At 60.0% G+C, this 20,327-nt stretch carries 23 protein-coding genes; all 23 read right to left on the bottom strand.

Annotated features, from left to right (window positions below; translation table 11 throughout):
* Positions 1-2 precede the first annotated feature (2 nt).
* Positions 3-785, bottom strand: a complete 783-nt coding sequence (gene fliR, locus FHL07_RS06185) for a flagellar biosynthetic protein FliR (protein WP_138738209.1) — start codon at positions 783-785, stop codon at positions 3-5.
* Positions 786-1,055 carry a flagellar biosynthesis protein FliQ gene (gene fliQ / locus FHL07_RS06180; protein ID WP_095002603.1) on the bottom strand — a complete coding sequence of 90 codons (270 nt, stop codon included), beginning with the start codon at positions 1,053-1,055 and terminating at the stop codon, positions 786-788.
* Between the two features lie 4 nt (positions 1,056-1,059).
* The gene (gene fliP, locus FHL07_RS06175; protein ID WP_095002604.1) at positions 1,060-1,803 is read right to left on the bottom strand and encodes a flagellar type III secretion system pore protein FliP; all 744 of its coding nucleotides are present in this window, start codon (positions 1,801-1,803) and stop codon (positions 1,060-1,062) included.
* A complete protein-coding gene (fliO, locus tag FHL07_RS06170; protein ID WP_095018905.1) occupies positions 1,803-2,237 on the bottom strand; it encodes a flagellar biosynthetic protein FliO in 435 nt (144 codons plus the stop codon). The genes fliP and fliO overlap by 1 nt, the downstream gene beginning before the upstream one ends.
* The gene (fliN, locus tag FHL07_RS06165; RefSeq protein WP_095002606.1) at positions 2,238-2,702 is read right to left on the bottom strand and encodes a flagellar motor switch protein FliN; all 465 of its coding nucleotides are present in this window, start codon (positions 2,700-2,702) and stop codon (positions 2,238-2,240) included. It lies immediately after the preceding gene.
* Between the two features lie 58 nt (positions 2,703-2,760).
* Positions 2,761-3,729, bottom strand: coding sequence for a flagellar motor switch protein FliM (gene fliM, locus FHL07_RS06160; RefSeq protein ID WP_019828822.1), 969 nt, complete (start codon positions 3,727-3,729; stop codon positions 2,761-2,763).
* A gap of 9 nt (positions 3,730-3,738) precedes the next feature.
* Positions 3,739-4,230, bottom strand: coding sequence for a flagellar basal body-associated protein FliL (gene fliL / locus FHL07_RS06155; protein WP_095018906.1), 492 nt, complete (start codon positions 4,228-4,230; stop codon positions 3,739-3,741).
* 184 nt (positions 4,231-4,414) lie between these two features.
* Positions 4,415-5,599, bottom strand: a complete 1,185-nt coding sequence (locus FHL07_RS06150; protein ID WP_138738208.1) for a flagellar hook-length control protein FliK — start codon at positions 5,597-5,599, stop codon at positions 4,415-4,417.
* Between the two features lie 79 nt (positions 5,600-5,678).
* Positions 5,679-6,041, bottom strand: a complete 363-nt coding sequence (locus FHL07_RS06145; RefSeq protein ID WP_095002609.1) for an Hpt domain-containing protein — start codon at positions 6,039-6,041, stop codon at positions 5,679-5,681.
* Between the two features lie 30 nt (positions 6,042-6,071).
* Positions 6,072-7,409, bottom strand: coding sequence for an ATP-binding SpoIIE family protein phosphatase (locus FHL07_RS06140; RefSeq protein WP_095018908.1), 1,338 nt, complete (start codon positions 7,407-7,409; stop codon positions 6,072-6,074).
* An 8-nt stretch (positions 7,410-7,417) separates the two neighbouring features.
* Positions 7,418-7,723, bottom strand: coding sequence for an STAS domain-containing protein (locus FHL07_RS06135; protein ID WP_095002611.1), 306 nt, complete (start codon positions 7,721-7,723; stop codon positions 7,418-7,420).
* A gap of 105 nt (positions 7,724-7,828) precedes the next feature.
* Positions 7,829-8,281: a flagellar export protein FliJ gene (gene fliJ, locus FHL07_RS06130; protein ID WP_095002612.1), complete on the bottom strand. Its 453-nt coding sequence runs from the start codon at positions 8,279-8,281 to the stop codon at positions 7,829-7,831.
* 6 nt (positions 8,282-8,287) lie between these two features.
* Complete coding sequence (gene fliI, locus FHL07_RS06125; protein WP_095024152.1) at positions 8,288-9,646, bottom strand: flagellar protein export ATPase FliI; 1,359 nt, start codon at positions 9,644-9,646, stop codon at positions 8,288-8,290.
* Positions 9,636-10,394, bottom strand: coding sequence for a flagellar assembly protein FliH (gene fliH, locus FHL07_RS06120; RefSeq protein WP_095025521.1), 759 nt, complete (start codon positions 10,392-10,394; stop codon positions 9,636-9,638). Before fliH ends, fliI begins: the two co-directional genes overlap by 11 nt.
* Positions 10,395-11,417 carry a flagellar motor switch protein FliG gene (fliG, locus tag FHL07_RS06115; RefSeq protein ID WP_083369860.1) on the bottom strand — a complete coding sequence of 341 codons (1,023 nt, stop codon included), beginning with the start codon at positions 11,415-11,417 and terminating at the stop codon, positions 10,395-10,397. It lies immediately after the preceding gene.
* Positions 11,410-13,194: a flagellar basal-body MS-ring/collar protein FliF gene (gene fliF / locus FHL07_RS06110; RefSeq protein ID WP_095002615.1), complete on the bottom strand. Its 1,785-nt coding sequence runs from the start codon at positions 13,192-13,194 to the stop codon at positions 11,410-11,412. Before fliF ends, fliG begins: the two co-directional genes overlap by 8 nt.
* A gap of 15 nt (positions 13,195-13,209) precedes the next feature.
* Positions 13,210-13,542 (bottom strand): flagellar hook-basal body complex protein FliE, encoded by a 333-nt coding sequence (fliE, locus tag FHL07_RS06105; RefSeq protein WP_016781577.1) that lies wholly within the window; start codon positions 13,540-13,542, stop codon positions 13,210-13,212.
* A gap of 244 nt (positions 13,543-13,786) precedes the next feature.
* Complete coding sequence (locus FHL07_RS06095; protein ID WP_095021128.1) at positions 13,787-15,172, bottom strand: sigma-54-dependent transcriptional regulator; 1,386 nt, start codon at positions 15,170-15,172, stop codon at positions 13,787-13,789.
* A gap of 5 nt (positions 15,173-15,177) precedes the next feature.
* On the bottom strand, positions 15,178-16,296 hold the full coding sequence (locus FHL07_RS06090) for a sensor histidine kinase (RefSeq protein WP_095002616.1): 1,119 nt from the start codon (positions 16,294-16,296) through the stop codon (positions 15,178-15,180).
* A gap of 207 nt (positions 16,297-16,503) precedes the next feature.
* The gene (locus tag FHL07_RS06085) at positions 16,504-17,985 is read right to left on the bottom strand and encodes a sigma-54 dependent transcriptional regulator (RefSeq protein WP_095002617.1); all 1,482 of its coding nucleotides are present in this window, start codon (positions 17,983-17,985) and stop codon (positions 16,504-16,506) included.
* Positions 17,986-18,165: 180 nt separating this feature from the next.
* Positions 18,166-18,459, bottom strand: coding sequence for a flagellar protein FliT (locus FHL07_RS06080; RefSeq protein ID WP_095002618.1), 294 nt, complete (start codon positions 18,457-18,459; stop codon positions 18,166-18,168).
* Between the two features lie 16 nt (positions 18,460-18,475).
* Positions 18,476-18,865 (bottom strand): flagellar export chaperone FliS, encoded by a 390-nt coding sequence (gene fliS, locus FHL07_RS06075; RefSeq protein ID WP_016781581.1) that lies wholly within the window; start codon positions 18,863-18,865, stop codon positions 18,476-18,478.
* Positions 18,866-18,961: 96 nt separating this feature from the next.
* The gene (gene fliD / locus FHL07_RS06070) at positions 18,962-20,323 is read right to left on the bottom strand and encodes a flagellar filament capping protein FliD (RefSeq protein WP_095032011.1); all 1,362 of its coding nucleotides are present in this window, start codon (positions 20,321-20,323) and stop codon (positions 18,962-18,964) included.
* Positions 20,324-20,327: the final 4 nt, after the last annotated feature.

Here is a 20,327-nt window from a genome sequence, read left to right as displayed (position 1 = left end):
GGCTATCTGGCCTGCGCAAGATCACGTAAAAACTGCAGGGCCTCAGAGGCCAGCGGTTGATACTGGTTGAGAATGTCCGCCAGGCTGATCCACAGGATCACCATGCCCAGCACCAGGGTCAGCGGAAAACCGATGGCAAAGATATTCAGTTGCGGCGCGGCCCGGGTCATTACGCCGAAGGCAATGTTGACCACCAGCAGCGCAGTGATCGCCGGCAGTACCAGAAGCAACGCCGCACCCAGCACCCAGCCGAGTTTATTGGCGATTTCCCAGTAGTGGTTGGGCAACAAGCCACCGCCCACCGGCAAGGTGGTGAAGCTCTCGGTCAACACTTCAAATACAACCAGATGGCCATTCATGGACAAAAACAGCAAGGTCACCAGCATGGTGAAAAACTGCCCGATTACTGCCACGTTGACCCCGTTGGCCGGGTCGACCATGGACGCAAAGCCCATGCCCATCTGGATCGCGACAATTTGCCCGGCGACCACGAACGCATGAAAAAACAGCTGCAATGCAAACCCCAGTAACGCACCGATGACGATTTGCTCGGCAATCAGCATCAGGCCACTGAGATCCAGCGGGTTGACGGCGGGCAACGGCGGCAGGCTGGGCATGATTGCCAGGGTAATTGCCAGGGACAAAAACAACTTGATGCGTTTGGGCACCAGGGTGGTGCCGATGATCGGCATGGTGGTCAGCAGCGCGCCCACCCGGAACAGCGGCAGCATAAAGCTGGCGACCCAGGTACTGATCTGCGCGTCTGTCAGGGCGAGCAGCGACATTTAGCCGATCAACTGCGGAATGCTGCCGTACAACTGCAGGATGTATTCCATAAAGGTCTGCACCAGCCACGGCCCGGCCACGATCAGGGTGACCAGCATCACCAGCAAGCGTGGGAGGAAGCTAAGGGTCTGTTCGTTGATCTGGGTCGCGGCCTGGAACATCGCCACCAGCAACCCCACCAGCAAGCTGGGTATTACCAGCACGGCAACCATCAGGGTGGTCAGCCACAACGCACTGCGAAACAGATCTACCGCGACTTCTGGGGTCATGGGGTCAAACTCCGCCGAAACTGCTGGCCAGGGTGCCGATAATCAGCGCCCAGCCATCCACCAGTACAAACAGCATGATTTTAAACGGCAACGAGATGATCAGTGGCGAGAGCATCATCATGCCCATGGCCATCAGCACACTGGCCACTACCAGGTCGATAATCAGAAACGGAATAAAGATCATAAAACCGATCTGGAAGGCGGTTTTAAGCTCCGAGGTGACAAACGCCGGCACCAGAATGGTCAGGGGTGCGGCATCCGGGGTGGCGATATCGGTACGTTTGGACAGGCGCATAAACAGCTCAAGGTCGCTGCTGCGGGTCTGCGCCAGCATAAAGTCCTTGATCGGCACTTCAGCCTTGAGGATCGCATCCTGGGCCGAGAGCTTTTCGGCCAGATAGGGCTGCAAGGCGTCGTTGTTTACCCGATCGAAAACCGGCGCCATGATAAACAGGGTCAAAAACAGCGCCATGCCGGTAAGGATCTGGTTCGATGGGGTTTGTTGCAAGCCCAGGGCCTGGCGCAGGATCGAAAACACAATGATGATCCGCGTAAAGCTGGTCATCAACATGACAAATGCCGGAATAAAGCTCAGCGCAGTCATGATCAGCAGGATTTGCAGGCTGACCGAGTACTCCTGCTGGCCATTGGCCCCGGTGCCCAGGGTTATCGCCGGAATCGACAACGGGTCAGCCCCGAATGCCAATGGCGCGGCCAGTGCCAACAACAGCGCGACTACAAAACGCATCAAGGCTTGTCCTTTTGCTGACCGAGTATTTCCATCAGGCGCTTGGCAAACTCGGGGGTGGCCGGTTGCGCACTACCCGGCACCTGCACCGGCTCCTTGAGCACATGCAGCGGGGTGATCCGGCCCGGCGTAAGACCGAGCAGGATCTGTTCATTGCCCACCTGCACCAGCACCAGCCGGTCCCGCGCGCCCAGGGCCCGGGAGCTGATCAGTTCGATCACCTGGCCCTGGCGCGGGCCCGCCTGCTGTACACGGCGCAGCAACCAGGCCAGGGCAAAAATCAGCCCCAGCACCAGCAGCAGACCCAGTACCAGCTGGGTCAACTGCCCGCCAACACTGGCGCCAGCCACCGGAACCGCTGCGGTCGCAACCACCGGCTCGGCCGCCAGCACACTCAAGGGCAAGCCCAGTAAACCGCCAAGTAGCCGTTTCATTCAGCGCAGCTTCTTGATGCGTTCACTTGGGCTGATCACGTCGGTCAGGCGGATGCCGAACTTCTCGTTGACCACCACCACTTCACCGTGGGCAATCAGGGTGCCGTTGACCAGCACATCCAGTGGTTCGCCGGCCAGACGGTCCAGCTCGATCACCGAGCCCTGATTGAGTTGCAGCAGGTTGCGGATATTGATGTCGGTACTTCCCACTTCCATGGAGATCGACACCGGAATATCCAGAATCACGTCGAGGTTGGGGCCATCCAGGGTCACCGGCTGGTTGTTGCGCGGCACACTGCCGAATTCTTCCATCGGCAGTCGGCTGGAAGAGGGCTTGGTTGCCGCATCGGCCGCCAGTAGCGCGTCGATATCGGCCTGGCCAACATCGCCGGTTTCTTCCAGCGCAGCTGCCCATTCATCAGCCAGCGCCTGGTCTGCAGCGGTTGTATCGTGTTCGTTAGCCATGGGGGTGTCCTCGGCGGGCATTCAATCATTAGCACAGCAAATTCTTGTGGCCAGGCGCCTAGCGCCGACCGATGGGCTCAACCACTTGCAAGGCCAGATTGCCTTTGTGCGAACCCAGTTTGACCTTGAACGACGGCACGCCATTGGCGCGCATCACCAGCTCATCTTCCAGCTCGATGGGGATCACGTCGCCGGGCTGCATATGCAAAATATCGCGCAGGCGTAACTGGCGGCGGGCCACGGTGGCGCTCAGCGGCACACTGACGTCGAGCACATCTTCGCGCAGGGCCTTGCTCCAGCGTTCGTCCTGGTCGTCGAGGTCGGACTGGAAACCGGCGTCGAGCATTTCGCGCACCGGTTCGATCATCGAGTACGGCATGGTCACATGCAGGTCGCCGCCACCGCCGTCGAGTTCGATATGGAAGGTCGACACCACAATGGCTTCGCTGGGCCCGACGATATTGGCCATGGCCGGGTTAACTTCAGAGTTGATGTACTCGAAATTGACTTCCATGATCGCCTGCCAGGCTTCCTTCAAGTCGATAAAGGCCTGCTCCAGCACCATGCGCACCACGCGCAATTCGGTGGGGGTGAATTCACGGCCTTCGATCTTGGCGTGACGGCCATCGCCGCCAAAAAAGTTGTCCACCAGCTTGAACACCAGCTTGGCGTCGAGGATAAACAGCGCCGTTCCGCGCAGCGGCTTGATTTTGACCAAGTTGAGACTGGTGGGCACATACAGCGAATGCACGTACTCGCCGAACTTCATCACCTGCACCCCGCCCACCGCCACATCCGCCGAGCGGCGCAACAGGTTGAACATGCTGATGCGGGTGTAACGGGCAAAACGCTCGTTGATCATTTCCAGGGTCGGCATGCGACCCCGGACAATACGATCCTGACTGGTCAGGTCGTAGCTTTTGACACTGCCGGGCTCGGCAGCGGTTTCGGCCTGTACCAGACCGTCATCGACGCCATGCAGCAGCGCGTCAATCTCATCCTGGGACAGCAGGTCTTGCACGGCCATGTCGTGATCCTACTGCAATACAAAGTTAGTAAAGAGCGCCTGATCGATAACCACTTTGCCGAGTTCTTTTTGCGCAACTTCCTGCACGCTGGCAGTGGTTTTCTGGCGCAATATTTCCTGGCCAACCGGTGTGGCGAGGTCGTCAAAGGCCTGCCCGGAAAACAGCATCACCAGGTTGTTGCGAATCACCGGTATATGCACCATCAGCGCCTTGAGATCGGCAGGGTCGCGTGCTTGCAGGGTCACACTGACTTGCATATAGCGCTGACGGCCATTGGCGTTGAAATTGACCACAAAGGCCGGGGCCATCGGTTCATAGAGGGCAGGCAGCTTGACGTTCACGTCAGCTTGCGGCACAGCTTCGCTCTTGGGGCTGTGCATGAAATACCAGGTGGCGCCAACAGACAGGCCAATTGCCAGCAGCACAGCCACGACGATCAGGATAATCAGCTTGAGTTTGCCTTTAACGGCGGGGTCTTTTACTGCGTCGCTCGTCGCCATGCCAATAATCCGTCACTTTTCGGTTTTCACAGGTGCCGAGGGTAGGCAGAGCAAGTGTTATGCCAGAAGTGGAGGGATCGAAGGCTTCACGCCAATTCAAATTGCGTAGCAGCTGGCGAAGGCTCGCTCCCACAATAGGGCTTGACCTGCAACAGAGTATCTACAGGTGTTTTAGTGCTAGCGCTTACGCGTAGTAATCCACCGCGCTGGAGCCCAGCACCACGCTTGGCGCAACCGCAGCCACTTCCACCGGCTCGTCATCAACAAGGCTGTCCAGTCGCTGGCCACCGCCACCGCTACGGGCCTGTTGCTCCTGGCCCTGCTGGCCTTGCCAGTTGCGCTGCTGATCCGACACGTTGACGTCCACCTGGCCCATGCCCTGCTGAGCGAGCATTTCGCGCAAGCGGTGCATCTGACTGTCCAGCGCCTCACGCACACCGGCGTGGCCACTCACAAAGTTGACCTGCGCCGACTGGTCAGCCGCAATATTGACCCGAATATCCAGACGCCCCAGCTCGGCAGGCTCCAGCTGGATATCGGCTGATTTGAGGTTGGCGCTGGAGAGGTACATCACGCGGTTTACAACTTCTTCGGACCAGCCGCTCTGATGCATGGCCAACGGCTGGTTGACCGGCAGCGCATTGGTAGTTTTCGGCACCGCCGCCTGGGTCAGCGCCGCCAGGCGGTTGGCGAAGTCATCCACACGGGTATCGCTGGAGGCGCTTTTCAGGTCCTTGAGACCCTCATCGACCAGGCCTTTAAAGGATTTCTCGCCCCCTTCACCTGTGGTCGAGTCATCGCTTTTATCATCGACCAGCATGGCTATCCCGCTGGCCTGCCCCTGGGCTGCGGCAGGAGCCGCGTCGCTTGATGGAGTTTTGACCGGGGACTGGCTACTGGCCGAAACATGCCCGCCCTGCTCCATCGCCAGGCGCACGGCAGGCATTGCGTCCAGAGGATCGGCTTGAGGATCGAAGGTGTCGTCGTCGGCCGCCAGCGGTGGCGGTGCCTGGGCCGCCAGTTGTGCCACTTGCACCTCAGGGGTGGCCGGTTGCGCGGGCGGCGCAGCCTCAACAGCCGGCACCGGCACTGGCACCACCGGCTGCGTGGCCAGCGGATCGGCCGTTGCCACGTCATCGCCCGGCTTGTCAGTACTGTCATCCTGATCAGTGCTGACTGCGCCTTCCGTCTTGCCGGCAGGCAAGGGGTTGCCGCTACCGGCAACGGCTGGCGCCGGGTCGGCTGCCTGGGCATAGACCTTTGCAAAAGGCTGCGCATCAGCCTTGGCAGGCTGCACAGGACTGCTCGCCGAGGCTTTAGGGGCTGCGGCGGCAGGTGTCAGAAGCAGGGTTTGGGCAGCAACGGGCATTAACGGCTCTCCACTGTACGGCTGGCATGGGTACAGGTCAGAGAGTCACAGCAAGGTTCGGGCCAGCTTTAGTGCACAGTCAGCGGGATACAAAATGCGGCGATACCGAACGCTGGCGCTCGGCGCGATACAGGCGCCGGACCATCTGGTATTCATCGTCGATTTTGATCACCAGCTCCTGGATTTCGGCCAGTTGCTTCTTTTGCGCACGCTCTTCAAGCAGGCCGCACAAATGTGCCAGGCGAATGGCACCCATATTGCTGCTGCTGCCTTTGAAACTATGGGCAACCAGCGTCAGGTCGCAAGCCTCGCGGGCGTTGTGCAGTTGGCCAAGACGCTCTTCGGAGTCGGAGAGGAAGGTGTCCAGCAGGTCGGCAAACCCTCCCTCCATCACGTCTCGCAACGCATTGACCACTTTCGGGTCCATATGAATGTCAGACACTTGCTCACTCCTTGATCAAGAATGAGCGGATTATGCCAGACCCCCCCACGAAAACTCCACGGTCGCGCTACGACCATCAGGTGCCCAACGTGCTGCAGGGCAGAGTTGACGCACCAGGCTCACCCCGCGTCCCGACAGACGGTCTAAATCCAGTGGCCTGGCCATCACCCTGGCAACATCAAAACCCGCACCACTGTCTTCTACCTGGATCAGCAGGCGACCGCTTTCGCCGATCGGCTCGACTTGCAACGAGAACCGCACAAACCCGTACTTGAGCGTTGCCAGACGCTCCTTGCGCTGCTGATAGTAATGGGCAAAGCCCCCTGTATCGCGCTTGAGCCGTGAATCGAGGCCCAACACCCCGTGCTCCAGGGCATTGCTGTAGAGCTCGGCAAGCACCGCATGAATCACCGGCCCCTGGGCGCGCAGCCCGTGGACTTCCATCAGCAACTGCAACACGTAAGGCAGTGGATTGAACTGCTGCAGGCTGGGCGCCCGAAACTCGAAGCTGGCCGACCAGTCCCGCGGGCTGCATTGGCCACTGTCGGAGTAGACAATCGCCGGCACCCCCAAAAAAGCCGGCAGCTGTGAAGTGATCTGCACCATGCTCACATCATCCCGGGCCTGCCCCTGAAAATCCCGCAAAGCCTGTTCGACCTCGGCAATCAGTTGCAACGGATGCCGATTGGCATCCAGCACCCGCTCCAGGCGCTCAACCCCGAACAATTGCTGATTGGGGCCACAGGTATCGATCACACCGTCGGTCAGTAAAAACACCTGATCACCGGGCAGCATCGGCAACACCTGGGTGGCATGGTCAAACACTTCGGCGCGCAAGACACCCAACGGCAAGTGCTGCGAGGTCAGTGCCGTGCGCTGACCGCTGAGTGCCGCTTGCAAATAGCCATCGGGCATACCGCCATTCCAGACTTCGACGCAGCGCCGCTGGGCGCTCACACACAGCAACGCGGCGCAACAGAACATGTCGACAGGGAGGATACGTTTAAGCTTGGCGTTCATTTCCCTGAGTATTTCCGCCAACCCGTAGCCCTTGGCCGTCATGCTGTAGAACACCTCGGCCAGAGGCATGGCACCAATCGCCGCAGGCAAACCGTGGCCGGTAAAGTCGGCGAGCAGCAGATGGGTATCGCCTGAGGGCGTATAGGCGGCCAACAGCAAATCGCCATTGAACAAGGCATAGGGCGATTGCAGATAACGGATATTGGGGGCATCGAGACAGCCTGAGTGCGCCACCCGGTCAAACACAGCCTTGGCCACCCGCTGTTCGTTAAGCAAGTAGTCGTTGTGCCGGGCGATCTGGTCGCGCTGCTGCACTATCGTTTGCTGCAGCCTGCGCAGGCGCTGCATCGAGCCGCTCAATTGATATCGAACAACTTGTCGAAATTGGAAACGCCCAGAATCTTGCGCACATCCGGGCTGCTGTTGACCACGCGAATGTCAGAATCATCACCGCCGACATGCTCACGCAACAGCAGCAGCATGCCCAGGGCCGAGCTGTCGAGATAGGTGGCATCCTTCAAATCCACCACTACGCAGGCGGGCGCGGGGCTGAGTTCTTCGTAAGCGTCACGAAATTCCTGGTGCTTGGCAAAGTCGAACCGGCCCTTGATGGCGATCGTCAGCTTACTGCCATCTGCCGAGACTTCAGATGTCACTGCCATGTGAATTGCTCCCGAGATAGTCAGTGCAACTATAGACGCTTCTGTGAGCACCGCCGCAGGCCAATACCCGTAGCAGCTGCTACGGGATGCAGAGGACGTACGCGATCAGTACACGTCTTTGCGCGGCAAGCGCTGGGACAGTTCGTCCATCAGCTTTTGCTCGCGCTTGTCTTCCAGCTGGCGCGCTTCGTCGGCGTAGCGCTGTACCAGTTTGCGCAGCCCCTCAACCCGGGCATAGGCCTGTTGCCAGGTCTCGCGGGCCTTGTCGAGATTGTTCTGATGCCACACCAGGCTTTGACGCTGCTGGCCAACGGCGGTTTCCAACTGGCCGAGGAAGTACTGATAGTTACGCAGCCATTGGCCCGTGACTCCCTGGCTGCCGCGGTCTACCCATTGCGCCTGGTATTCCCCGCGGAAATTTTCCAGATCACCCAGTTTGCTGTTGGCCAGGTTGACCTGCCCCTGGAAGTGACCCAGACGCTGGGCCGCAGCCTTCTCGGTCTTTTCCGCCATGTCCACCACCGGCGCCAGACGCGAAGCCCTGTTGTCACTGGCCATGGTCGATTAACCTCCGGCTGCCGGGGCGAAGATACTGCCCAGATGACCGCCGCTTTCGGCCAGGCTGATATTGTCGTTCAACCCCTGGCGCAGATACCCCACCATCGCCGGTTGCAGGGCAATGGCGGTATCGGTCTCGCGATCGCCGCCCGGCACATAGGCGCCCACGCTGATCAAGTCCCGCGCCTGCTGGAAGCGCGACCACAGCTGCTTGAACTGCTGGGCGCGGCGCATATGCTCTTCACTGACCACCGAGGGCATGACCCGGCTGATGGATGCTTCAATATCGATGGCCGGGTAATGGCCCTCTTCGGCCAATCGACGGGATAACACAATATGACCGTCGAGCACGCCCCGCGCCGAATCGGCAATCGGGTCCTGCTGGTCATCCCCTTCAGACAGCACGGTGTAAAACGCGGTGATCGAACCACCCCCGGCCTCGGCGTTGCCGGCGCGCTCCACCAGCTTGGGCAGCTTGGCAAACACCGACGGCGGATAGCCCTTGGTCGCGGGCGGCTCGCCAATGGCCAGGGCGATTTCCCGCTGGGCCTGGGCGAATCGGGTCAGGGAGTCCATCAGCAACAGGACGTTCTTGCCCTTGTCGCGAAAGTATTCGGCAATCCGCGTGCAATACATCGCCGCGCGCAAACGCATCAAGGGCGCATCATCGGCAGGCGATGCCACCACCACCGAACGCTTGATGCCTTCGGCACCCAGGATATGTTCGATAAATTCCTTTACCTCACGGCCCCGCTCGCCGATAAGGCCCACCACGATAATGTCGGCCTCGGTAAAGCGGGTCATCATGCCCAGCAGCACACTCTTGCCCACGCCCGTGCCGGCAAACAGGCCCAGACGCTGACCGCGACCCACCGTCAATAAACCGTTGATGCTGCGAATGCCCACGTCCAGCGGCACGCTGATGGGGTCGCGCTTGAGCGGGTTGATGGTGGGGCCGTCCAGCGGCACCCAGTCTTCGGCCTTCATCGGCCCCTTGCCGTCCAGCGCACGGCCGGCGCCATCGAGCACCCGCCCGAGCATGCTCATGCCCATCGGCAGGCGACCATTATCGGCCAGCGGCACCACGCGGGCGCCCGGCGCAATGCCGGCGACACTGCCTACGGGCATCAGAAAAATTTTACTGCCACTAAAGCCCATTACCTCAGCTTCGACTTCTACCGGGTGAAAGCTGTCGTCGTTGATCACCAGGCAACGGCTGCCCATGGCCGCGCGCAGGCCTTCGGCCTCCAGGGTCAGACCGACCATGCGCAGCAGGCGCCCTTCAACCACCGGCTGCACCGGCAAGGACACCGCCGGAGCGTAGCTGCCCAGGCGCTTGGCAAAACTGGTGCGCTTAAGGTGCATCAAGATCGATGTCGATATCAGGCGCCGCCGGGTGCAGGGCCTGTTCGTGGAGCTGGTCAAGCAACTGGCTCATGGCCTGCTTGATCCGTGTTTCGATACTGGCATCGATGCGGCTGTGCTCGGTTTCAATGCGACAGCCTCCCGGTTGCAGGCTGTCGTCTTCGACAATTCGCCATTGCTCGTCATGACGCTCACGCAGGGCCTTGATCTGGTCAAAGTCCTGCGGATTGATAAACAGGCGAATATTCTCGGCGCCCATCGGCAACAGCTTCAAACCCTCGCGCAGCACTTGCCCGATCTGGCTCGAATCGGTTTTCAGCTCGCGCTGGATCACTTGCCGGGTCATGTGCTCAACCAGCCCGATCATGGCTTTCTCAAGCTGCTGATCCTGCTCGGCAAGCGGTGCCAGCAGGCTGCCCATCAGGCGCTCGAGGCTGGCAACCTTGGCCGTCAGGGCCACTTCGGCTTCCTGGCGAACCTTGAGCTGGGTGCTATGAAAACCTTCTTTCTCACCCGTGGCGAAGCCTTCGTTGTAGGCCTCCTGGCGAATGCTTTCGAGCTCTTCAAGGGTCAACGGCTGGACTTCTTCCAGCGGCACCTCTTCCATCTCAGGCAGTTCTTCAACCGGCTCGGGTTCGGGCTCTGCTTCGGGCTCGCGCCACGGATCGAAGCTGGGCAGGCCCCAGACATCAAAAGCACCGACATCCTTGGCACGGATTACATCACCGGGGGTTTCGCCGCTGCTCACTTAGATCATCTCTTCGCCGCCCTTCCCGCCGAGAGCAATTTCTCCGGCTTCGGCCATACGGCGGGCGATGGTGAGGATTTCCTTCTGCGCAGTCTCGACATCGCTGACGCGCACCGGGCCTTTGGCTTCCAGATCGTCGCGCAGCAATTCGGCGGCACGCTTGGACATGTTCTTGAAGATCTTTTCCTGCACGTTCTCGTCGGAGCCCTTGAGCGCCAGTACCAGTACGTCAGAGGACACTTCCCGGAGCAACGCCTGGATACCGCGGTCGTCGACATCGGCCAGGTTGTTGAACACGAACATGAGGTCTTCGATCTGACCCGAAAGGTCTTCGTCGATATCCCGGATCGAGTCCATCAACTGCGCTTCCATCGAGCTGTCGAGGAAGTTCATGATATCGGCCGCGCGCTTGACCCCACCCAGGGAGGTACGCGCCGCGTTGGAGTTGCCGGAGAACTGCTTCTCGAGGATCTGGTTAAGCTCCTTGAGCGCCGCCGGTTGCACGGTGTTGAGCGACGAGACCCGCAGGATGATGTCCAGGCGCGCCTTCTGGTCAAAGTGGCCGAGCACTTCTCCCGCCTGGTCAGGGTCGAGGTAAGCCACCACAATGGCCTGGATTTGCGGGTGCTCAAAGCGGATCACATCGGCAACGGCACGCGGTTCCATCCACTTGAGGCTATCCAGGCCGCTGGTATTGCCACCCAGCAGGATGCGGTCGATCAGGCCGTTGGCCTTGTCTTCGCCCAGGGCCGAGGTGAGCATTTTGCGGATGTAGCTGTCCGAGCCCACGCCGAGGCTGGTCTGGTCGCCGACGATCTCGACGAATTCGCTCATCACCTGCTCGACCTGCTCACGGTGCACGTTGCGCATCTGCGCCATTGCCACACCCACCCGCTGGACCTCCTTGGGACCCATATGGCGCAGCACCTGGGCGGCATCGGATTCGCCCAGCGACAGGAGCAAAATGGCGGCCTTGTCGACCCGGGTCAACTTGGCGTTGGCGGCGGCGCGGTTATCACTCATCGGCATTGATCCACTCTTTTACTACCTGGGCCACACGGCCCGGATCTTCTGCGACCAGACTCTTGATTGCATTCAACTGCGCGTCATAGCCTTCGCTGGGGCTTGGCAACATGATGCTTTGCGGGCCGCCAAGGCTGACACGATCGTTGGCCAGCTCGCCATCCAGACCGCCCAGGCCGCCCATCTCGGCATCACTGCCAATACCGGCCACCTGCTTGTTGCGGCCGTGACCGGTGATGTTGTTGAGCACCGGGCGCAACACACCGAACACCAGCACCAGAATAAACAGCACGCCGAGCACTTGCTTGACCACATCCCAGAACCAGGGCTGGGAATAGAACGGGATATCGGCGATCACTTCACCCCGCTCGGTGGAGAACGGCACGTTGATCACGCTGACGCTGTCGCCACGGCTGGCATCGAAGCCCACGGCGTCCTGCACCAGACGGGTAAAGCGCGCCAGCTGATCGGTGGTCCACGGCACCTGGGTGATTTCACCGTTGGCCGGGTTGACGCTGATCTTGTCGTCGATCACCACCGCCACCGACAGGCGATTGACCCTGCCCTGCTGCTGTTTGGTGTGGCTGATGGAGCGGTCAAGCTCGAAGTTGCGGGTCGACTGCGAACGTTTGTCGGCCGGGTACGGCGCCAGCATTGGCTGGCCGGTGCCCGGATCCATGATTTGCTGGCCGTTGGCATCAAGCAACGGCTGGCCCGGCTGGATCATGCCCGCCCCGCCAGCAGCTCCCTGGCCGGTTTGCTGCGGTGCGCTGGCCGGGCTCGGCGGCTGATTGCTCAGGGCCCCCGGCACGCCTTGCGGGCCGTTGCTGGCAGTGCGCTGCTCGCTGGTCGATTGTTCGCTGCGCAGGGCTGGCTGGTCGGGGTTGAACTGCTCGGAGGTGGACTCGACCGCACTGAAATCAACATCGGCCGACACTTCGGCCTTGTAGCGGTCATTGCCCAGCACCGGCTGCAGAATGTTGTGCACGCGCTGGGTAAGCATGCCTTCCATGCGGCGACTGTAGTCGAACTGCTTGCCGGCCATGGTCAGCTCGGAATTTTCACCCTGATCCGACAGCAGATTGCCTTTTTGGTCGACCACGGTGATCTGCGACTTGCTCAACTCGGGCACGCTGGTAGCCACCAGGTTGACGATCGCCAGCACCTGCCCAGGCTCCAGCGAGCGGCCCGAGTACAGTTCTACCAGTACCGAAGCGCTGGGTTTGCGCTCATCACGGACAAACACCGAGCTTTTCGGAATGGCCAGGTGAACCCGCGCGCCCTTGACGTTGTTGAGGCTGGAAATGGTCCGTGCCAGCTCGCCTTCAAGCCCACGACGATAGCGTGTGGCCTCCATAAACTGGCTGGTGCCCAGGCCCTGGTCCTTGTCGAGAATCTCGAAACCGATATTGCCGTCGGTGGGCGTCACGCCTGCGGCGGCCAGCTTGAGGCGGGCACGGGAGACGTCATCGGCCTTGACCAGCAAGGCGCCAGAATTAGGTTCGACGGTGTAGGCAATGTCTGCAGCGGCCAGGGTTTCCATGACCTGCTTGGCATCCATACCGGCCAGGCTGCCGTACAGCGGCCGGTAGTCGGGTTGCTGGGACCACAGCACCACGGCAAAACCGATCGCCACGCTCGCCGCCAGACCGACCATCAGGCCGACCTGACGCAGCATGGTCATGTCGCCCAGATTGTCGAGAAAGGTCAGGCCAAACAGCGGTTTGCCGCCTGCGCCTGCTTTGGCCGGAACGTTATCCGGGAGTGCATCTGCCATGACTTGATATCGCCCTTAAACCGGCATCTGCATGATGTCTTGGTAAGCCTGAACCAGCTTGTTACGTACTTGGGTCAAGGCCTGAAAGGAAACGCTGGCCTTCTGGGAGGCGATCATCACGTCAGTCAGGTCGACACCGCTTTTACCGATCTCGAACGCGTTGGACAGCTGACTCGACGCCTGCTGGGTTTCGCTGACCTTGTTGATCGCATTACCGAGCATGTCGGAGAAGCTGCTGGCACCCGCTTCGGGAGCGGCCTGCACAGCCGATTTCGGTTGTGCCATGGCGTCCATCTGCATGGCCCGCATGTCCAACATCAATCGATTAAATTCAATACCTTGGCTCATGGACCAGTGCCTCCGACGACCCGCATTTTTTTGACACTTTCACAGCGCATATTGAGGTGTAGCAACAAGGGTGCCAGCTCCTTGCCGTTTTATAACAATTAACGTTACAAAACGTCGCAGACAAGGATAACACCTGCCCCTGCGGGAGCGGGCTTGCCCGCGATTTAATCGACGCGGTGAATCAGGCGCTGCGCGGTGATGCCTTCGCGGGCAAGCCCGCTCCCACAGGGGTTTAGTGACGCTCTCAGGTGGCAGCAAACAAATAAGCCTCAACATCCATCCCCGCATCACGCATTTGCGCCAGCTTGTAGCGCAAGGTGCGCGGGCTGATGCCCAGACGCTCGGAAGCTTCCTTGCGTCGCCCGCGCTCGGCACGCAAGGTGTCGATAATCATCTGGAACTCACGCCGGCGCAGATCATCGCCCAAGCCGCCCGCCGACTCCACAACTTCCACCGCCAGCGGCTCAGGGCGCGTCAATGGCGGCAAAGGTGCACAGGCCACAGGCCCGGCCAGGCAAAAATCTGCCGCCTCGATCAAGCCGCGCTGCTGCAAGATCAGCGCCCGTTGAATCGCGTTATCCAGTTCGCGCACGTTGCCCGGCCACGGGTATGCACTCAGGCACGCCTTGGCATCGGGCGAAAACCCTACAGCAGTGTGCTTCATTTTGCTGATGTGTTTGGCCAGCAGCCGCTCTGCCAGCGGCAGGATATCGGCGATGCGCTCACGCAACGGCCTCCAGGCCAGGGGGAATACCGAAAGGCGGTAGTACAGATCTTCGCGAAAACGCCCCGCTGCCACCTCCCCCGCCAGGTCGCGGTTGGTGGTGGCGACAACACGGATATCCAGCGCAACCGGCTTGCGCCCGCCCACCCGCTCAACTTCGCGCTCTTGCAATACGCGCAGCAGCTTGGCCTGCAAACCCAAGGGCATTTCGGAAATTTCATCCAGCAGCAAGGTGCCGCCATCAGCCTGCTCGAACTTGCCGGCCTGGGCGGCAATGGCGCCGGTGAAGGCGCCTTTTTCATGACCAAACAGGGTCGCCTCGAGCATATTGTCGGGGATCGCCGCACAATTGATCGCCACAAACGGCCGATCCACCCGATGGGAATGCTGGTGGATATAACGGGCCAGCACCTCTTTGCCAGTGCCCGACTCGCCCGAGATCAGTACCGTGGCATCACTGCGCGCCACCCGTGCCGCCAGCTCCAGCAACTGTGCGCTGGCCGGCTCCACCGCCACCGGCCCTTCGCTGTCGGCCACGCCGAGGCTGCCCAGAGCATGGCGGGCCACCAGATCGAGCAAGGCTTTGGGCTCGAACGGCTTGACCAGATAATCCACCGCCCCTTCACGCATGGCATCCACCGCCCGCTCCACCGCACCGTGAGCCGTCATCAGCAGCACCGGCAATTGCGGCTGGCAGGCGCGCAGGCGGGCCAGCAACTGATGGCCATCCATACCGGGCATATTGACGTCACTGATCACCAGGCTGAACGGCTCCAGCATCACCGCAGCCAGGGCTTCTTCCCCCGAACAGACGGCGCGAAAACCGTGACCTGCCAGCAACAGTGTGTCTGCCAGGGCCTCACGCAACGCATGGTCGTCCTCGACCAACAGCACGTTAATTCGCATCACCATCAGTTTGCCTCCGCTACAACGGGAATCAGCGGCAAGCTGAGCAAGGCACAGGTGCCACGCCCCAGCCGCGAACGTAATTGCAATTGCCCCTGGTGCGCACGCACCACGGCATTGACCACCGCGAGGCCCAGACCTGTACCAGTGGCCTTGGTGGTGAAAAACGGCTCGCCCAGGCGCGCCAGCACTTGCGGCTCAATGCCACTGCCGTTGTCGCTGACACACACCCTTAAACTGTTGTCGCGGCGATACAGATGCACCTTGAGCCGCACCTGTGGCGTACCGGCTTGCAGGGCGTTTTCGATCAGGTTGAGCAGCGCGCCGACCAGGGTGTCGCGATTGCACAGCAACTGCCCCGTGTAGGCATCGCACTGCCAGCGGATCGCCACACCCTGCACATGGGTTTGCGCGGCGGCTTGCAGGGCCTGCATCAATACTTTGGGGGTGACCCTGTCCGTAAGCGGCAGTTCGCCACGCGCAAATACCAGCATGTCGCGCACCTGATGTTCCAGCTCGTGCAGGCGCTCCTTGAGACGCCCGGCGAAGCGCTGCTGGGTTTCCACCGGCAGCGCCTGCTCGGTGAGATGACTGGCGTAGATCAGCGCCGCCGACAGCGGCGTACGAATCTGGTGGGCCAGGGAAGCAACCATGCGCCCCAGAGACGACAGGCGCTCATGGCGGGCGAGCTGGTCTTGCAGGCGCCGGGTTTCTGTCAGGTCATTGAGCAACACCAGTTGCCCGGGCTCGGGATCCAGCGAACGGGTGGCAATCGACAGGCGCCGACCGTCCTTGAGCGATACTTCGTGGCCGTCGTCTTCCCGAGGTGCAAAACAGCGGGCAATCACATGGCGCCACAACTCGCCTTCCAGCGGCAGGCCCAACAGCTCGCAGGCTGCGGGGTTGGCCTCGCGCACGCGACCACGATCATCAATCACGATGATCCCGCCTGGGAGCAGATCGAGCAGGTGTTGCAAGCGATTGGCCAGCCGCTCTTTCTCTGCAAGCTCGGCCATGCGCTGCGCACTGACCACTGCCAGCTCGCCGGTCAGCTCCGAGACGCGGGCTTCCAGCAGACTGTAGGGATCGGGGGCCGAGGACAACTGGACGGCGGCTTGAGGCATGGGGCGTACTCGCTGGGCTGACCGTCATAAAACGGTCCGTTAGACCAAGCGAAGCAATACCCGTGCCTGAATAGCTAACACAAGCGAACCGCTATGCCAGCCCCGGCTTATGTGGGAGCGGGCTTGCTCGCGATTTGGGCGTCTCGCAGTGTCAGGAATAACGCGGTGATGCTATCGCGAGCAAGCCCGCTCCCACAAAGTCACGCGTCAATCATCCGCCTGTTCTTCACCTTCGCGACGACTCATGCCGTACTTGCGCATTTTCTCGACCAGGGTCGTACGACGAATACGCAAGCGTTCTGCCGCACGCGCCACAATACCGTTGGCGTCGTCGAGCGCCTGCTGGATCAGACCCTGCTCCAGCCCGCCAAGGTAATCCTTGAGGTCCAGCCCTTCAGGCGGCAGCATAGCGTTGGCACTGGCCACGAAGTCGGTAGTGGCATTGTTGATCGCCACACGCTCTTCCATATCGCTGCGCAGGCTGTCGACCAGTTGCTCGTCCTCGTCATCCACGTAGCGGAATTTTTTCGGCAGCTCAACAACGCCAATCACCCCGTACGGATGCATGATCGCCATGCGCTCCACCAGATTGGCCAGTTCGCGGACGTTACCCGGCCATGCATGACGGCACAACGACATGATGGCGGCGGAATTGAAGCGGATCGAACCGCGTTTTTCGTGCTCCATGCGCGAAATCAGCTCGTTCATCAGCAACGGAATATCTTCGACCCGCTCACGCAGCGGTGCCATTTCAATCGGGAATACGTTGAGGCGGTAGTACAGGTCTTCGCGGAAGGCGCCGACTTCAATCATGCTTTCAAGGTTTTTGTGGGTGGCGGCAATGATCCGCACATCGGCACACTGGGTCTTGTTGCTGCCCACACGCTCAAATGTACGTTCCTGCAACACACGCAACAGCTTGACCTGCATCGGCAGCGGCATATCGCCGATTTCGTCGAGGAACAGGGTGCCACCATTGGCCAGTTCAAAACGCCCGGCACGACTGGTGATGGCCCCGGTAAAGGCGCCCTTCTCATGGCCAAACAGCTCGCTTTCCAGCAGCTCGGCAGGAATCGCCCCACAGTTGACCGGCACAAACGGCGCATCGCGACGCTTGGAGTGGTAATGCAGATTGCGCGCCACCACTTCCTTGCCGGTGCCGGACTCGCCGAGGATCAGCACGCTGGCATCGGTATCGGCCACTTGCTGCATCATCTGGCGCACATGCTGGATCGCCCGACTGGTACCGACCAGGCTGCGGAACAGGTTGGGCTCGCGATGACGGCCGCGCTCGCGGGCCTGGTCATACATCTCGCGATAGACCTGGGCACGGTGCAGGGAATCAAGCAATTTACTGTAGCTGGGGGGCATTTCGAGGCTGGACAACACCCGGCGGCGCTGGTCTTCAGGCAGGTCGAGAGAAGAAACTTCACCTAAAAGCATGATCGGCAGGAACTCATCCCACGCGGCCAGTGTCTTAAGCAGTCCTGATAAGCCACCGGCAGTACTCACGGTGCCGACCAGCACGCAAAGCACTTCGCGACTGGACGGCAAGGCACTGACAGCCTGCTCCCATTCGTGGCTGGGGCTGGTCAGATTTTCTTCGCCAAGAAAATTCAGGATCACCGCCAAATCACGGCGGCGGACGCTATCGTCATCGATCAGCAGGATTTTGGTTTCACGCCACATGCAATAGCAACTTCCCTAGTCAACTCAATGCCCCGGATGGCAGGACATATGTAGACGTCCTAACCCTGTTGGATATCTAAGACGACTGAATACAGAATAACGTGCTAGTTAAGTCAAAAAACTGTGCCGAGTCAAATTTATGGCGGTTTAAAACGCAATTAACCACATATTCTTTAGGCCTTAACCGAATAGATGGTAAACCTTTGACGCATTTTTTGCTTGGTTGATCTGCCCCATCTGCTCAACGACTGCCTGGCGCTCATCAGTAGCCGCCTCCAGCAACATGCGATACACCACCAATAACCCCTCCAGATTTTCGCGCAAAACAGCCTCGTCCAGTGGCGCTTCGTCCAGCACATTCTCGACACACACCCGACAGGCCGAATCCAGCTCGCCGATGGCATCCCAGTTGCGCTCGGCCAGGGCATCAATCAGCGCTTCGCGGGTTTCCTGAATACGTTGCAGTTGGCTCATGACGCACTCCTCTGGCTTATTGCGGGGCGATGGCATCCCAACCACTTTTTACAGTGATCAGCAGGCGCGCCACTTCATCGATGATTTCCGGGTCGTTCTTGGCATTGGCCAGGGTCAGGCGCACGGCCATGTACTCGTACAGGCTGTCCAGTTGCTCCAGCGCGGCCTTGTCATCGGTCTTTTCTTCATCCAGGCCCTGACGCAGGCCGGTGATGATATCGATGGCCTTGGTAATCAGCATGGCCTTCTGCGGGATATCACCACGGCTCATCGCGCCCTTGGCCTGGGCCATACGGTCCAGGCCGCCTTCCATGAGCATCTGAATCAGACGATGGGGGCTGGCTTCGGAGATTTGAGCGTGGGAATTAACCTTCTGATACTGACGAAGGGCGCGCATCGGGTTCATGTTTCTACCTCATTACGGTGTCAGGCAAAAATGCTTGGTTCTTGATCTTTTTATCGACTGCAGCGCCCAAAGCTTTAGCGGCCAGGGCGCGGCAAATCAGTCGGATTTAGGGTTATTCAAGGAATTGAGCGTGGTCATGATGCTGGAACTGCTGGCGTTGATCTTGGCGATCAGGGTATCCATTGCGGTGTACTTGGAAGTCAGCGACGTCTTCAGACTGTCCATGCGTCGATCCAGATCCGCTTGCTGAGTGGTCAGGCCCGTGAGCTTGGTATTCAAGTCAGTCACGCGACTGGCCAGCAGCCCGGTCGTACCCACATAGCTATCGGTCGCCTTGGTCATGCGCGCCACCAGGCCGTTATCACCGCTAAACACCTTGGCAATTTCAGTTGCGCCATTGGGCTTGGCGACTGCAGCGTCCCACTGCTTGTCATCCAATGTCAGCAACCCGGTTTTTTGATCGGTACTGATCCCCATCTGGGACAAGCTGCCCATGCTCGACGAGGCAGAGTTTTGCAGCAGCTCGTTGCGAATGCCGCTGACCAGTTGACGCATCGACGCATCGCCAGTCAGAGCGCCCGAGGTAGTGGTTGCCGCATCACCGGTGGCCGTAACCTTGGTCTGGGTATTGATACTGGTCAACAGCGCGTTGTAGGCACTGACAAACGACTGTACCGAGGTTTTCAGCGTTGCGGTATTGGAAGCCACCGTGATAGTGGACGCCTTGGTATCAATCAGCTCCAGGGTCACGCCACTAATGGCCGACGTGACCTTGTTGCTCGACGACTCCATGGCGATGCCATCGATGGTGTATTCCGCATTCACCGGCGGTTTACCGGCGTCATAGCCCGTCGACAGGTCTGAATCACCGCTGATGGTGATATCGGTGCCCTTGCCGGTGGTCTGCGAGCCGATCACCAGCCGCGAGCCGTTGGCGTCGGTCAAGACGTTGGCGCTGATGCCTTTGGATTGCAGTTGTGTGTTAATCGCCTCACGGGTCTGCTGCAGGGTTGCGCCTGCGGGGATCGACACATTGTAGTCAGAGCCGGACTGCGAAATGGTCAGGGTCGCAGGCTCAGTGCCTGAGTTTACGACCGAGGAAGTACCACCCTCAAACACCTTACTGGTGATTTTTGACGAGGTCGCCAACTTGCTCACGTCCAGCGCATAGGTGCCGGTGGAGGCTTTGTCATCAATGGTGACTTTGGAAATTTTTTCGTCTGACGACGTAGCGGCCAGACCATTGAAACTGGAGACGCTGTTGAGCTTGGCAATGGCTGCACGATAGGTTTCGAGCGACGCTTTTACTGTGCCCACAGCGGACAACTGAATGGTGGTGTCTTTTTGTTGCGCGGTAATCTGGCTTTGCTTGGGCGCTTTTTCAGCATCAACCAAGGCTTTCACAATCCCGATAGTGTCAAAGCCCGAGCCGACACCGGTAATCGTAGAACTGGCCATCTGT

This window comes from Pseudomonas sp. FSL W7-0098, from assembly GCF_005930585.1.
GTDB classification, from domain to species: domain Bacteria; phylum Pseudomonadota; class Gammaproteobacteria; order Pseudomonadales; family Pseudomonadaceae; genus Aquipseudomonas; species Aquipseudomonas bubulae.
Note: the sequence above shows the minus strand (reverse complement) of the source record. Positions and strands in the feature narration are given on the sequence as shown.

Coding starts and splice junctions, on each gene's coding strand:
- fliS (WP_016781581.1), bottom strand. CDS start 18,865: ATGAACCCGATGCGCGCCCTTCGTCAGTATCAGAAGGTTAATTCCCAC.
- FHL07_RS06140 (WP_095018908.1), bottom strand. CDS start 7,409: ATGCAGCGCCTGCGCAGGCTGCAGCAAACGATAGTGCAGCAGCGCGAC.
- fliJ (WP_095002612.1), bottom strand. CDS start 8,281: ATGGCCAGTGACAACAGGGCTTCGCGTCTGGCGCCGGTGGTGGACATG.
- FHL07_RS06090 (WP_095002616.1), bottom strand. CDS start 16,296: ATGCCTCAAGCCGCCGTCCAGTTGTCCTCGGCCCCCGATCCCTACAGT.
- fliQ (WP_095002603.1), bottom strand. CDS start 1,055: ATGACCCCAGAAGTCGCGGTAGATCTGTTTCGCAGTGCGTTGTGGCTG.
- fliO (WP_095018905.1), bottom strand. CDS start 2,237: ATGAAACGGCTACTTGGCGGTTTACTGGGCTTGCCCTTGAGTGTGCTG.
- FHL07_RS06135 (WP_095002611.1), bottom strand. CDS start 7,723: ATGGCAGTGACATCTGAAGTCTCGGCAGATGGCAGTAAGCTGACGATC.
- FHL07_RS06085 (WP_095002617.1), bottom strand. CDS start 17,985: ATGTGGCGTGAAACCAAAATCCTGCTGATCGATGACGATAGCGTCCGC.
- fliP (WP_095002604.1), bottom strand. CDS start 1,803: ATGCGTTTTGTAGTCGCGCTGTTGTTGGCACTGGCCGCGCCATTGGCA.
- fliI (WP_095024152.1), bottom strand. CDS start 9,646: ATGCACCTTAAGCGCACCAGTTTTGCCAAGCGCCTGGGCAGCTACGCT.
- fliF (WP_095002615.1), bottom strand. CDS start 13,194: ATGGCAGATGCACTCCCGGATAACGTTCCGGCCAAAGCAGGCGCAGGC.
- fliE (WP_016781577.1), bottom strand. CDS start 13,542: ATGAGCCAAGGTATTGAATTTAATCGATTGATGTTGGACATGCGGGCC.
- fliG (WP_083369860.1), bottom strand. CDS start 11,417: ATGAGTGATAACCGCGCCGCCGCCAACGCCAAGTTGACCCGGGTCGAC.
- fliD (WP_095032011.1), bottom strand. CDS start 20,323: ATGGCCAGTTCTACGATTACCGGTGTCGGCTCGGGCTTTGACACTATC.
- fliN (WP_095002606.1), bottom strand. CDS start 2,702: ATGGCTAACGAACACGATACAACCGCTGCAGACCAGGCGCTGGCTGAT.
- fliR (WP_138738209.1), bottom strand. CDS start 785: ATGTCGCTGCTCGCCCTGACAGACGCGCAGATCAGTACCTGGGTCGCC.
- FHL07_RS06150 (WP_138738208.1), bottom strand. CDS start 5,599: ATGCCCGTTGCTGCCCAAACCCTGCTTCTGACACCTGCCGCCGCAGCC.
- fliM (WP_019828822.1), bottom strand. CDS start 3,729: ATGGCCGTGCAAGACCTGCTGTCCCAGGATGAGATTGACGCGCTGCTG.
- FHL07_RS06080 (WP_095002618.1), bottom strand. CDS start 18,459: ATGAGCCAACTGCAACGTATTCAGGAAACCCGCGAAGCGCTGATTGAT.
- FHL07_RS06095 (WP_095021128.1), bottom strand. CDS start 15,172: ATGCGAATTAACGTGCTGTTGGTCGAGGACGACCATGCGTTGCGTGAG.
- fliL (WP_095018906.1), bottom strand. CDS start 4,230: ATGGCGACGAGCGACGCAGTAAAAGACCCCGCCGTTAAAGGCAAACTC.